Origin of the sequence: Kitasatospora purpeofusca (assembly GCF_034043715.1) — a bacterium.
Taxonomy (GTDB): Bacteria; Actinomycetota; Actinomycetes; order Streptomycetales; family Streptomycetaceae; genus Kitasatospora; species Kitasatospora purpeofusca_A.
On the sequence record NZ_JAXCLC010000042.1, the window covers coordinates 40,399 to 53,786 of the forward strand.

General features: G+C 66.7%; 8 protein-coding genes and 1 tRNA gene. 4 read left to right on the top strand and 5 right to left on the bottom strand.

What is annotated here, in order from left to right:
- Positions 1-2,526, bottom strand: a complete 2,526-nt coding sequence (locus SM793_RS21825; protein ID WP_413816011.1) for an ATP-dependent Clp protease ATP-binding subunit — start codon at positions 2,524-2,526, stop codon at positions 1-3.
- 101 nt (positions 2,527-2,627) lie between these two features.
- Positions 2,628-2,978: an MmcQ/YjbR family DNA-binding protein gene (locus SM793_RS21830; RefSeq protein ID WP_320439935.1), complete on the bottom strand. Its 351-nt coding sequence runs from the start codon at positions 2,976-2,978 to the stop codon at positions 2,628-2,630.
- A gap of 134 nt (positions 2,979-3,112) precedes the next feature.
- Here SM793_RS21830 and SM793_RS21835 point away from each other — a divergent pair, with 134 nt between their 5' ends.
- Entirely contained in the window at positions 3,113-4,057 is a 945-nt protein-coding gene (locus tag SM793_RS21835; protein WP_320439936.1) for a nuclease-related domain-containing protein, read from the top strand.
- A 336-nt stretch (positions 4,058-4,393) separates the two neighbouring features.
- Here SM793_RS21835 and SM793_RS21840 read toward each other — a convergent pair whose 3' ends face one another.
- Positions 4,394-7,735 (bottom strand): dsDNA nuclease domain-containing protein, encoded by a 3,342-nt coding sequence (locus SM793_RS21840; protein ID WP_320439937.1) that lies wholly within the window; start codon positions 7,733-7,735, stop codon positions 4,394-4,396.
- A gap of 451 nt (positions 7,736-8,186) precedes the next feature.
- Positions 8,187-9,011: a protein phosphatase 2C domain-containing protein gene (locus tag SM793_RS21845; RefSeq protein ID WP_320439938.1), complete on the bottom strand. Its 825-nt coding sequence runs from the start codon at positions 9,009-9,011 to the stop codon at positions 8,187-8,189.
- A 416-nt stretch (positions 9,012-9,427) separates the two neighbouring features.
- Here SM793_RS21845 and SM793_RS21850 point away from each other — a divergent pair, with 416 nt between their 5' ends.
- Both SM793_RS21850 and SM793_RS21855 read left to right on the top strand, forming a co-directional pair.
- Entirely contained in the window at positions 9,428-10,396 is a 969-nt protein-coding gene (locus SM793_RS21850) for a hypothetical protein (RefSeq protein ID WP_320439939.1), read from the top strand.
- Positions 10,285-10,656: a hypothetical protein gene (locus SM793_RS21855; protein ID WP_320439959.1), complete on the top strand. Its 372-nt coding sequence runs from the start codon at positions 10,285-10,287 to the stop codon at positions 10,654-10,656. The genes SM793_RS21850 and SM793_RS21855 overlap by 112 nt, the downstream gene beginning before the upstream one ends.
- A 1,054-nt stretch (positions 10,657-11,710) precedes the next feature.
- On the opposite strand, the gene SM793_RS21860 is transcribed toward SM793_RS21855, so the two are convergent.
- A tRNA-Val gene (locus SM793_RS21860) sits at positions 11,711-11,782 on the bottom strand.
- Between the two features lie 223 nt (positions 11,783-12,005).
- Between SM793_RS21860 and SM793_RS21865 the strand changes: the two genes are divergently transcribed.
- Positions 12,006-13,325 carry a hypothetical protein gene (locus SM793_RS21865; protein ID WP_320439940.1) on the top strand — a complete coding sequence of 440 codons (1,320 nt, stop codon included), beginning with the start codon at positions 12,006-12,008 and terminating at the stop codon, positions 13,323-13,325.
- The last annotated feature ends 63 nt before the right edge of the window (positions 13,326-13,388 follow it).

The window sequence follows — 13,388 nt, forward strand, 5'->3', positions numbered from 1 at the left end:
TTACTCCGCCGCCGACTCGGGACGCGCCGGCTCGGGACGCGGCGGCTCGGGGCGTGCCGGCTCGGGACGCTCCGACTCGGGCTCCGGATGCGCCAGCGCCACCGTCAGCCGGCCGTCCGACGCGTCCGCGACCAGTGTGTCCCCCTCCCCGACCGTGCCGTCCAGCAGCAGGTCCGAGATCCGGTTGTCCAGCTCCTGCTGGATGGTGCGGCGCAGCGGCCGGGCCCCGAACGCCGGCTGGTAGCCGAGGTTCACCAGCAGTTCCCTGGCCTGGTCGGTCACCTCCAGGTCGACGTCCTGGGCCTTCAACCGGCGCCGGGTGCGGTCCAGCATCAGGTCCACCACCTGCAGCAGGTCCTTGCGGGTGAGCGCGTGGAAGACGATCACCTCGTCGATCCGGTTGAGGAACTCCGGCCGGAACTTCGCGCGCAGATCCCGCATCAGGTCGTCCCGGATCTGTTCCACATCGCCCGCGTGGTCGAGGATCCGCTGCGAGCCGATGTTGCTCGTCATGATCAGCACGGTGTTGCGGAAGTCGACCGTACGCCCCTGGGCGTCCGTCAGCCGGCCGTCGTCCAGCACCTGGAGCAGCAGGTTGAAGACGTCCGGGTGGGCCTTCTCCACCTCGTCGAAGAGCAGCACGCTGTACGGCTTGCGGCGCACCGCCTCGGTGAGCTGGCCGGCCTCGTCGTAACCGACGTACCCGGGCGGGGAGCCGACCAGCCGGGAGACGGTGTGCTTCTCCTGGAACTCGCTCATGTCGAAGCGGATCATCCGGTCCGGGTCGCCGAACAGCAGCGCGGCCAGCGCCTTGGCCAGCTCGGTCTTGCCGACACCGGTCGGGCCGAGGAACAGGAAGGAGCCGGTCGGGCGGTCCGGATCACCCATCCCGGCCCGGGCCCGACGGACCGCCTGGGCCACCGCGGTGACCGCCCGGTCCTGCCCGATCACCTTCTCGTGCAGGTGCTCCTCCAGCCGGAGCAGCCGCTCCCGCTCGGTCGCGTTCAGCTCGGCGACCGGGATGCCCGTCCGGCCCGAGAGCACCTGCGCGATGTCGTCCGCGGTGACCTCCACGACCTCCTCGCGGTCCTCGGCGACCGCCGCCAGCTCGTCCTCGGTCTGCCGCAGCTCGGTCTTCAGATTGGCGGCCCGGACGAACTCCTCCTCCGCCACCGCCTCCTCCAACTCGCGGCGCAGCTTGGTGATCCGGTCCCGCACCGGCACCGCGGCCGTGGAACCGCCCAGGCTGCGCAGCCGCACCCGCGCACCCGCCTGGTCCAGCAGGTCGATCGCCTTGTCCGGCAGGAAGCGGTCGCTGACGTAGCGGTCCGACAGCGTCGCGGCCGCGTCCAGCGCCTCGTCCGTGAACCGCACCTGGTGGTGCGCCTCGTAGGCGTCGCGCAGGCCCCGGAGGATCTCGACCGTCTCCTCCACCGTCGGCTCGGGCACCAGCACCGGCTGGAAGCGGCGCTCCAGCGCGGCGTCCTTCTCCACGTACCGGCGGTACTCGTCCAGGGTGGTCGCGCCGACCACGCTCAACTCACCGCGGGCCAGGGCCGGTTTCAGGATGTTGCCGGCGTCCATCGAGCCCTCTCCCCCGCCGCCCGCGCCGACCACGGTGTGCAGCTCGTCGAGGAACAGGATCACGCTCTGGTCCGCCTCCGTGACCTCGTCGATCACGTTCTTCAACCGCTCCTCGAACTCGCCCCGGTACTTGGAGCCGGCCACCAGCGCGGTGAGGTCGAGGGTCACGACCCGCTTCTCCCCGAGGGTCCGCGGCACGTCCCCCGAGACGATCCGCTGCGCCAGCCCCTCCACGATCGCCGTCTTGCCGACCCCGGGCTCACCGATCAGCACCGGGTTGTTCTTGGTCCGGCGGGACAGGATCTCGACGGTCTGCTCGATCTCCTCGGCCCGCCCGACGACCGCGTCCAGCCGGCCCGCCCGGGCCTCCTCGGTGAGGTCGCGCCCGTACTCGTCCAGCGTCGGCGTCGCGCTCGGCTGCCCGCCGCCGGCGCCCCCGGCCGGGTCCCGCCCGTCCGGCGCCGCGCTGCGCACCGCCGCCCCCGCCCCGGACCGCTCCTCCTCCAGCAGCGCGCCGAGGATGTGCTCCGGCCCGATGTACGAGGCACCCGCCGCCTGCGACCGCGCGTGCGCCGCCAGCAGCGCCCGCTTGGCCGCCGGCGTCAGCGCCGGCCGCCCCTCCTCCCCCGCCGCCCGCGACCCGGACGGCAGCGCCTCGCCCAGCTCCCCCGCCAACCGGTCCGGATCCACCCCCGCCCGCTCCAGCATCCGCCGCGACGGATCCACCCGGGTGGCCGCCCACATCAGATGCCCGGTGTCGAGATCACTGCCGCCACCCTCGGCCGCCCGCCGAGCGGCGGCCGCGAGCAACTCCTGCGCCGACTCGCTCAACAGCCGCCCGATCGGCACCCGTTGCACCGCGGGCGGCGAGGCCAACGGGCTCATCCCGAAGAACCGACTGAGCAGGTCCGAGAACGGGTCGTTCGACCCGAACGGCGGCATGGTCACGGAGGATCACCTCTCCCGAACGTTGTGCGCCCACCCAAACACAGGCCCCACCCACGCGCCTCCCGGCCAAAGCACCCGACTGACCCCGCCGCCCGTCAGCTCCGCTGCAGCAGCAACCGCTCCCGCGCCGCCCTGGGCATCCCGGCCACCACCCGCTCCCAGGAGTGCTCCACCATCTCCCGCAACTCCTCGTCCGGGACGGTCGAATCCAGCACAACCGTGATCCAATGCCGCTTGTTCATGTGGTACCCGAGCCCCACCGCCGCGTACTGCCCTCTCAGATGCACCGACAACCCCGGCTCACACTTCAGCGTCACCCGCTCCTCCCCCAGCACCGCGAACACCTTCCCCTCCACCTGCAACACCGTCACCCCCGGCCCGAACGCCTCGTCGTCCGTCACCCCCGGCAACCCCGAAGCAACCTCGAACAACTTCTCCGCCACCATCCACTTCCCCTTATCTCCCACCCCACAGTCCGATCACGGAACCGTACGCCCCCGCCCTGATCGACCGACGGCCTTCTTGTCAGAGTGCGCGCCGCGTGCTGATCTCGTGTCAGGGCCGGAGCGGAGGGGGCAACGTGGCGGAACTGACGGTCAAACCGTGGCGGCGGGCGGGCAAGGATCGGCTGTACGTCAATCTGGCCGGTCCCCGTGGCCAGGCGGTCGCGTGGCTGGACTGTCCGACCGGGGTCGTCACGATCACCGATGCCGCCCATGAATCGTCGGCGCTCGATCGGATCAGGGAGTGGTGCCGGACCTGTGGTCGGGCGATCCCACCGCTGACCGTGGTCCACAAGATCTCGCCACCCGTCCCACCACCCGTCCCACCGCTCGTACCTCCTCGTCCTACCTCTCCACCGGTGGTGCTGCCCGCTCTGCCGCCGCTCACGACCGAGGACGACCTTGCTTCGAACTGCCCGGGCGAGGGAGTCCGAGGCATGATCCGGGCTGATGAGAGCAAGCGGACGTGGCTGGTGCGCATGGCGGCCAAGCTCTCCGGCGACGACCTCACCCGCTCCGAGCTGAGCAAGGGGCTTGACGGGGAGAAACTGGTCGGTGGGCTGCTCGACGGGCTTCGGGCCTACGGCTGGTACGTGTTGCACGCCGTCCCGCTGCCGAGCGGTGCGGACATCGACCACGTGGTGATCGGGCCACCCGGGGTGTTCACGGTGAACACCAAGCACCACCCCGACGCCATGGTCTGGGTCGGGGACAAGCGGATCACGGTCAACCGCAACAGCTACCCGTACATCGAGAAATCCAGCCTCGAAGGCAGCAGGACGGCAGAACTCCTGCACCGCTGGTGCGGTCTCGCTGTCCCGGTGCATCCGGTGATCGCCGTCGTGGGCGCCCGGACGCTGACACAAAAGGGAAGCCCTGGTGTTGATGTGGTGGACGGCACCCGGATCGCGGGTGTCCTCGGCTCCCGCCCTCCAATTCTCGAGGCTCACCGCGCAGCGGCCGTCTTCGAAGTCGCGCGTCGCCGAAGCGTCTGGGCCCAGTTCGGTCGCCGTACCGGTTGAAGTCACCCGGTCAAGGCGCGAGCAGGAACCCCAGAAACGATCAAGGGCCGGTTCGGGAGGACGCTGCCTCCGAACTGGCCCTTCTCTGCTGTGGGCGCGGACGGTTTCGAACCGCCGACATCTGCTTTGTAAGCCTTGGCCTGCGACGCCCTCCCCGACCTGCAGCCCACCCGACCTGCCTGTTTCCAAACCACCGCCCCGCCAGCGTCTGCGGCCGACCGCCATGCACCGCCCGATCTGGCACGCCTGTGGCACGGTCAGCGCACGGTCCCTAGCAGCAACCACCGGCCGAGAGCTGCCGCAACTGGTTTTCCCTTCTCATCCCTATCGCATGATTCACTTATGCGTCAGAAGCCTCAGCGTCTTCTCGGCCCTTAGAGCATCAGGGTGCTCAGGGCCAACAGAGCCACAATAGATGGCAATTGCCTTACCCAAGTTCATCACAGCCGCAGGAATCTGGCCGCACAGAGCCTCGACATTTGCGAGGCCTTCAAGGCATTTAGCAGTCCTTACATTGTCGATCCCAAATGATTCCAGAGAGATATCCAGTGCAAGTCTGAGCCATTTAATGGCGGCTGCGGACTGCCCCAGTCGCATTAGGGAATTTGCGAAGTTATTTAGGTCTGCTATTAGTTCGGGGTGACGCTCCCCATATACTGCTTTATCGATGTCGATAGCCCGCTTGCACACCTTGACAGCGTTCGCATTGAGCCCTAGCGAGGTGTACACAGTTGCGAGGTTAACCAGCGTCACTGCGACCTCGCGGTGTGCTGGACCAAGAAGCTCCTCCTGCCTGGCGAGGACATTCTCCATGATCTTCCTGGCCTCGACGTGAGAGCCAGCCGCGTCATGGGCCCTAGCCAAATTTAGCTGAGCAGTGAGAGACCTCGTAGTGTGAGAACCTTCCAGGCCTTCATAAATTTCAGCAGATCTTGAAAATGCTTCAGTGGCCTTCTCGATGAGGCCTAGCTCAAACAACGCAAGCCCAGCATTATTCCAGTCTCTCGCCGTACTTGCGTGGTCACCGTGAGATATCTTCTGATCATAATCAAGAGCAACCAATGAGGAATCAAGAGCGGCCCGAAAGTCCCCGTTCTCCAAATATGACAACGAGAGATTGCAATGCAACGTAGATAGCATACTTCCCGACGCATTATCGCCAACCTCATCAATGCAGCGCAGGAATTCTGAAATTGCCAGCTTTGCATCACCAAGTTCTCTCGCCAAGCTAGCACGACTGGAACGAATTGCAAGGACACTGTGAGAATCGGAGCTCACGGAACTCGCGGAAAATGAAGCCTCGCAGGACTCGAGCGCAGCAAGAGCACCTTTTAGATCCCCTTTTAGGTGATACAGGGAAGCCATCCGGCTCTTAATAATCGCCACGGAGAATCCGTCCACCTGCCCAACCTCAGGTCGATTGAGGGTGTGATTGCCTAGATCAAGGGCTTCGTCCAGCATGTCTGCGCCGGCCAGCGCCTCCATAAGGACACCGCGAACATAGAAATCTGATTCCATATCCGAAGATCCAATTGAGTCGAATTCACGAAAAGCTTCCTGTGAATATCCAAGGCTGCTGGCTCGAAGCCCGACCGCCCCAAGATATTCGGAGATCGAGGTGCAGAATAGGACCCGGCAGAACCTCGCCTGCTCTATTCCGGCCAGGCTATCAATGACTGATTCAAAATGAGGAAGAATGTGCGCGTAATGAGGCCAGTGATCGGAGTGATTAGGTGCCAGATATGTAACCTTGTAGAGCAGGTAGGCTGCAGTCAGCAGTGCCCCTTCACTCTCTTCTTGGGAGCACGATTGCCTAGCAAGCGCCTGCAGCAGGCTGTGGCACCTCAGCCCAGTCCCTTCCACCTCAAGCAGTGAAAACTTCCTTAGAGCAAAGATTGCATCGTGGAGATGGATGGGGTCAGCAAGCAACGTTCGCAGGGCTTTAAGGTTCGGCAGGTCATATTCACACTCAGCGGCATACGAGAGGCCCTGCCGGTAGACAGCTGGAGCCCCCGCTTTAATCTCCTCCTCTGACCTGACACTCGGGACCGTCCAGCCGAACAGCTCTTTAGGGAATACCTGATCCGCGAAGAATGAAAACACCTGAAGAAGCGTGAGCGCATTCGGATGGTCTTCTTTGAGCCTGCCCACTGTGACATCCCAGGCAGCCGCAACCCCTATATGTTCTACAGGGAGCGCCCTCGCCATAAGCTCTCTTGTACGGCCGCGCAGAATTGATGTATAAGAATCCACTGAGAGGCCAGTCACACTGATATACCCTGCAGCTTGCAAGAGCGCGAGCGGGTGGCCTCCAAGTGCAACCGAGAGAGCCTCCAGATCCGCTTCCTCGGCTATTGGCAGTGATGACTTCAGCAGCTGGATCGAGTCGTCGATCGGAAGCGGCCTTAGGTTAATTACCGCTGCGTAATTAGACCATGTCTGATCGGTGCTTGAAACCAAGACTTGCGACTTTCCGACCCGCGCGACGAATTCGATGATCTCAGGCGCAGCCATCGCCCCATCAATAACGATAAGGCCATGATTTCTGGCGACTAGCTCTATAACTGCATCAAGCGATCGCTGGGGCGAATCAGAAGTGATACCAAGCTCAGATCCGAGCTCAAGTAGGTCTGACGCAATCGAGGTCCAGGACTCACCCACTATCCACCAGACAAAATCAGCTTCGTCCCCCGCAGCAGAAATGAATTGCCTAAGAAGTTCCGTCTTTCCGACTCCGCTCATTCCTACGACCGCAACAACAGCAGGGTCGGAACCGAAGGACGAGAGCGAATCCCTAATTGAGGCCAAGGAATCCTGGCGTCCGAAGAATCTTCCCCTGGGGCGCCTTGTCTTGATGTTGGACACTCTTTGAATTGCAGGGCTCGCCGGCGATTCTGAAATGGCCTTCAGCACGTCTTCTTTGGTGATCGTTCGGCGATGAATCTTGGCAGAAACGAGCCGAGGCGCATGCAGGCCGTCAATACTCGAGAGCGAAAGCTGATCTGCATAGTCTCGAGAATCGAAGTCGCGGGAGGCCGAAGCAACCAGGTTGACAACAGAATCCCATGCCCTGCTCAGATCAATTCCACGATCTTTAAAGTCTGGAATTATCTTGGTCGCAAGGTTAACTATCGAGTCGGCTCGCATTGTCGTGCGATCGGGAACGCCAACCTCCAGATCAAGGGAGGTTAGGAATTCAATAGCCTCTACTTTGGAGCAGGAGAGACGTCGCATAGCATCGTCTGCAAACCCTTCCAGGGTCGATTGATCGCGATTCTTACATGCCGTCTCCAATTCAACTGCACGGTCCTTGCCGCCCTTCATTACCCCATTGGTGACAAGTCGGCATCGACTTCCATCGGGACTCTCCCGCCAACGCCCAAAAAGCTTCTTCAACCCTCCTTTTCCCCATAGATCTGCGAGTGGCCAGGGCCCTGCACTGAGTTCACGGTGCTTCACTGATACCAGATGAAGGGTGCCATTATCGTATTCAAGAGAATAGTCCGTGTGCCACTCGCAAATTACTGACTTAAGCGAGCCGCCAAGGATCATTGCAAGGCAATGCCTTGCGGCGCACTGATATTGAAAGTAGTATCGCGATGCGGTCTCGGTTCCCGAATCCTCCGGCGGCGGAGAATTAAGAAAGGCATCCACCGCCGAGATCTGCGGACTGTTCAAACGGCTCTCCATCTGGCTATAAGTCTTCCAGGTGACACAGCAATGCTCCCCTGGCGGCTACCCGCCTGGCAATACCCCTGGTGAGGGGTCGTCACGCGGGCGGTGGAGCGCTTTTGGCCGGTGTCCTGTCCGGTCTGGGTTCGGGCATGATCGGGGGGCCGTAAGCTGCTGCGGCTCGGTCAGGGCTTTTGGGCCTGACCGCAGTGTGGCCGAGTGGCCCCCCGGTCTTGTTCGACGCGGGTCCCTGGCCGGGGAGGTGGGTAAAACCGCGGAGCCGCCGGCCCCAGCCACCCTGCTGCCCCGTTCGGGCGGTCGCGACGGGAACGGGCGCCAGCCCGCACGCCCGGCGTCGGCCGCCCGGGGCGGGGCAGCGGCGCGCGCAGGGCGCGCGCCCTTGACCTTGTAGAGCGGAATTCGGCAGTGACTTGGGTTGGGCTTCGGGGCTCGCGGACTACAGCGTGACGGTGGCGACGGCGGTGTCGTCGTGGGCCTTGCCGCGGGGCCAGCGTTTGCCGTCGGCGTCGGCGAGTTCGGCGGTGCGGACTGCGCGGATGAGGGCGTCCGGGCCCTGGTCGTGGATGAGCTTGAGGGCCTCGGGCCAGTCGGCGAGGTGGAAGCGGTCGACCAGGCGGGAGGCGCCGTCGCTGACCATGGTGAAGCCGGTGGCCTCGGTGCGCGGGACGGTGCCGGTGAGGGCTGCGTGGGCGGCGGTGGGGTCGGCGGCGGCGACCCAGAAGCCGTCGGGCTGGTTGCGGTGGGCGCGCATGGCCTCGACGTAGCGGCGGAGGGCGTCGCCGTGTTCGGCAGTGCCGGTGGGAACGGCGTCCATGGAGCCGCGGAGGGCTGCGCCGACCAGGGCCTCGCGGTCGTCGGTGATGGCGACGGGTCCGGTGGCGGGGTCGGTGTGTTCGACGATCAGGGTGGAGTCGGCGAGGACCAGGTACTGGAGGTCCTGGTCGGTGAGGCGGACCGCGACGACGGTGGCCCACGGCGTGCCGGGGTGGGTGAGGTCGCACTCGGCGTGCAGTGCGGCGGTGGTGGTGATGGCGTCCGCGAGGCAGTCGGTCAGGGCGCGGTCGGGCTGGTTGGTCACACCGGCGAGCAGGTTGACGCCGAGCCGGGTGACGAACCACGCCACGCCTTGGGAGCAGCCGCAGTCGGATCCGGGCGGGGTGCCGGCGCCGTCGAGCAGGAGGACGGCGCTCGGGCTGGCCGCGACGAAGTCCTCGTTGGAGCGGTCCTGGCGGGCGGATTCGGTGGCGATCTCCAGATGCACCCGACAGTAGGCGGACGCGCACGGGTTCGTTGTCCTGGGGGTTGTAGTCGACGTTCAGCAGGACGGAGAACCGGCCGGTGCCGGCCTGCTGGTAGAGGTCGTTGACGATCAGGTGGACGACTCCGAGCGTGCCCTGCGGGTGGATCCCGGTGAGGACCATGACCAGGCCCTGGCCGTCGGGCCGCGGGAGTCGACCGAGGTAGGCCACGTTGGAGTTGAGGGCGGGTTCGGAGTCCATGCCGGAGCGGTAGGCGACGCCGGCCTCGCGGTCGCGCAGGTCCACGGTCGGTCGGGGCGCGTTCGAAGCAGATCGACGGGTCCTGGGCGAGCACCCCGGCGACGTGGCTGGACAGCCGGGGGCCGCAGATGACGATCATGTCCTCGCGGTTGAGGTCGATCTCGCCGCCGATCGGCACGTGCTCGAAGCTCGGTCCGAGCTTGTACGAGCGGGCGAGGTCGCCGAGCCGCTGGGCGGCCGAGAAGTCCTCGGCGGCCAGGACCGGCCTGGCATTGCCGGCCTCCTGCTTGAGCGGCGTCGCGATGATCAGCCGCGCGTTGCCCAGGAACGCCCCCTCGGGCGCGGGTGCCGACTGCTTGAAGTCGGCGACTTCGCCGCCACCTGGCTGCGGGACCGCAAGCTGGAGGAGAGCACCCGCGAGCGGTACGCGATCACGCTCCGCCAGTACATCCAGCCCGGCCTGGGCCACCGGACACTCGCCGAGATCACCCCTGTACGGGTGCGGTCCTGGCGGTCCGCGCTGCTGGAGGACGGAGCCGGCGAGCCCTCGGTGGTCAAGGCGTACCAACTGCTGCGGGCCATCATGAACACCGCCCTCGACGACGAGTTGATCCAGCGCGACCCGTGCCGGATCAAGGGCGCCGACACCTACGCCGTGCCGGAGCGACCCGTCCTCTCCGTCACCGAGGTGTTCGCCGTCGCCAGCGCGATCGGTCCGCGGTGGCGGGCGCTGGTGCTGCTGACCCCGTCCACCACGCTCCGCTTCAGCGAGCTGGCCGCGCTCCGCCGGCGGGACGTCGACCTCACAAACCGGCTCGTCCGGGTCCAGCGCAACCAGGCCGAGCTGAACAGCGGGCGCCTCTACGACAAGGCACCCAAGAGCCGCGCGGGCTTCCGGCCTGTGGCCTTCCCCGCCGAGATCGTCGACGACCTGGCCCACCACTTCGACGGCTACGCCGGCCACGGCCCGGACGGGCATCTGTTCACCGGCCCCGTGGCGGCAAGCTCCGCCGGAGCAACTTCCGGGACGACTGGATCCGGGCCCGCACGGCTGCCGGGATCAGTGAGGATGCCCACTTCGACGACCTCCGCCACCCCGGGAACACCCTCGCCTCGCAGAACGGGGCCAGCACCCGTGAGCTCATGACCAGGATGGGCCACAGCAGTACCCGGGCCGCGCTCATCTACCAGCACATGACCAGCGACCGGGACCGGGCCGTCGCCGACCGCATGGGGGCTGCGGTCAGAGGCGCTCGGCCGGCCGGGGACTTCTGGCGCGGGGGTCACCCGGGGCGAGTAGGGCACCAGCTAACTCAGGGGCCAGTTCGGGCAGGTCCTGCCTTCGAGCTGGCCCTTCTCACCTGTAGGCGCGGATGGTTCCGATCCGCCGACATGTGCTGCGGGTAGAACTACATGCCACGGCTGCCGCGTCCTGATTTGGGCCCTGAAGACTGGCTGCCTGCGAGATCTACCAAGGATGCGACTCAGGACGTTGGGATGTGTTGGTCCGCGTCGGCGCTGGGACGCCCTTTTTCTGCGTCTCGCTGACCACTGAGCGCGGCATCACTAGCATGAGGGTGCGCGCGACGGATGCAGAGACTAACGCACCTGCAGAGCACCGCACTTCTGCGTACTTGCGGCCGACATGACACCGCCCGCCTGACCGTAATGCTGCCATCGAAGGACCGGAATGGCCGATCAGCCCACCCCGTACCCCCACTGGCCTCCCGCGCCTGCGACCGAAGCGCCGCTCCTCCGTTGGATACGGCATAACCCAAGGCCCACCATCGCGATAGGGACAACCACGCTGCTCGTTCTGGCGGCTGTCGTTGCCGGTACTACGGCTTCCGACGACCTCGACCGTACCGAGTACGACGCGAGCAGCGACGTGGTAGGTGTGAGCTGTAGTAGCAGCCCTGAGTACACCGCTGGCATTCTCATGGAGTGGACTGGGTGCACCGCGAGCATTCACAACACCACCGGCCGCCTACAGGCATACACGCTCTACCTCAACTGCCGAACCTTCGCTGGCTATGGACCAGACGCAATACATGATGTCCAGTATGTCGCCCCTGACCCGAACCCGAGTAGTCAGTTCGTCGAACTGAGCCGGTTTGCGAGCCAGGTCACCTACGGTCCACAAGACTGCCAATTCATATCGGCGACACGGCGAAACGTCCGTCCTGACGAGCTTCAGCCAACCACTTTCCAGTAAGACACAGCCTGCCATTGCGCTCCGGGGTCGCTGGCCATGACCGGGATCGGCCACTGCCTACTTGGGCGACGGCAAACCCGCGATGACCGGGACGGAACGATCGCCAATCGGATGGGCCGCTATCAGGGAGGCGCTCGGCCGGCCAGGGGCTTCTGGCACGCCAGTGGCACGGGAGAAGTAGGCCCCCACAAACGATCAAGGGCCAGTTCGGGAGGATCCTGCCTCCGAACTGGCCCTTCTCTGCTGTGGGCGCGGACGGTTTCGAACCGCCGACATCTGCTTTGTAAGAGCAGCGCTCTACCACTGAGCTACGCGCCCCCGGTCGGGCGGGTCCCGGGGTGGGGCGCACGACGAGTGCCCAGGGTACCTGGTCCGGCGGGTGGTGTGGTGCAGGTGGTGGGGCGGTGGGGCGGGTGGGGTGCCGGGTCCGGGGGGTGATCGGGAAGAATGGGGGGTGGATCAGCGGTCGGGAACCAGGGAGCGCGCAGTGAGGGTGGCCGGCGGTGGCGGGCGGGGGCGACGGCGGGGGCCGGGGAGCGCGGTGGCCGAGGCGCTGGTGCTGCCGGTGGTGGTCGCGGGGGCGTTGGCGGCCGCGGGGGCGGCGTCGTTCGGGGCCGGCGGGGGCTGGTGGGGGCGGCGCGGCGGTGACGGCATGCGGGCGGACGCCCGGGCGGCCAGGGATGCGGCGCAGCAGGCGTTCTACGACGTGGACTCGACCCAGCGCGAGGTGCGGCTGGCGGTGGAGACGGTGCGTGCGGTCGGGGACAGCGCGACGGCCCGGCGGGCGGTCGCGGACTTCGAGGCGATCTCGGGCCGGGTCGACCAGGTGACCGTGAACTACCTGTCCGCCCTGGACGCGCACGACCTGGACGCGGAGGAGCTGGAGTCCGGCGCGGCCGCGCGGGCCAAGCACCAGCTGGACGATGTGAAGGGCCAGCTCGGTTCGGCGCTGGCGGAGCTGAGCGACTTCCTGCGCAGGCTGCAGCCGACGCTGGAGCGGGCCGAGTCGCAGTTGATGCGGGTGGCGCCGGCGGTGGAGCAGGCCAAGCGGGCGCTGCTGGACGCCAGTAACGCGCTGGACGTGGCGCGCGGCGCCGGGCTGCGGGCGGACGGGCCGGCGGCGCGGCTGGCGGAGCTGGCGCCGGAGCTGGGGCGGCTGAACGAAGGGGTGGCCCGGCACGGGGTGCCGGACACGCTGGAGCGCGCGGAGCGGGTGAAGGAGCGCGCGGAGGCGATCGCGGCGGAGGTCGGGCACCTGCCGGAGCGGGCCCGGGAGATCGACCGGCGGGTGGCCAGTCTGCGGACCAGGATCCAGGCGCTGGAGACCAAGGCCGGCACGGTGCCGCCGGCGCTGAGCGAGCTGCGTCGGCGGTTCTCGGCCTCGTGCTGGCAGGACCTCCAGCGGGTGCCGGACCAGGTGGCGGAGGCCGGGCAGGCCGCCGAGGGCAAGCTGGCCGAGGCGGCGCGGGCCCGGGACGAGCAGCGGTGGGCGGATGCCACGGGGGCGCTGGGGACGGTGCGCGCGCTGCTGGAGACGGCGGACGGATCGGTGGTCGCGGTGAACGAGCGGCTGCGGCAGCTGAACGAGGTGCAGATCGACCCGAACAAGGAGGTCGAGCGGGCCCGGTTCGCGCTGCGGGACGCCCAGCGGCTGGCGATGGCCGGGCGGCACGCGCCGGATCCGCGGCACGCCGCGCCGTTGGACGCGGCGGTGGCCCGGCTGGACCGCGCGGTGGCCGAGTTGGAGGCGGCCGGGCGGCACCCGGACTACTGGCGGTTCCTGACCGAGTTGGCGGCGGTGCGGGAGTCGGCGGCGCACGTGGTGGAGCTGATCCGCGGCGAGCTCGGGGGGCAGAAGTAGGACCCGGGGACAGAAGTAGGGGAGGAAGGCGGGAGCGGGGGCCGGTGGCCCGGATACGCTGGC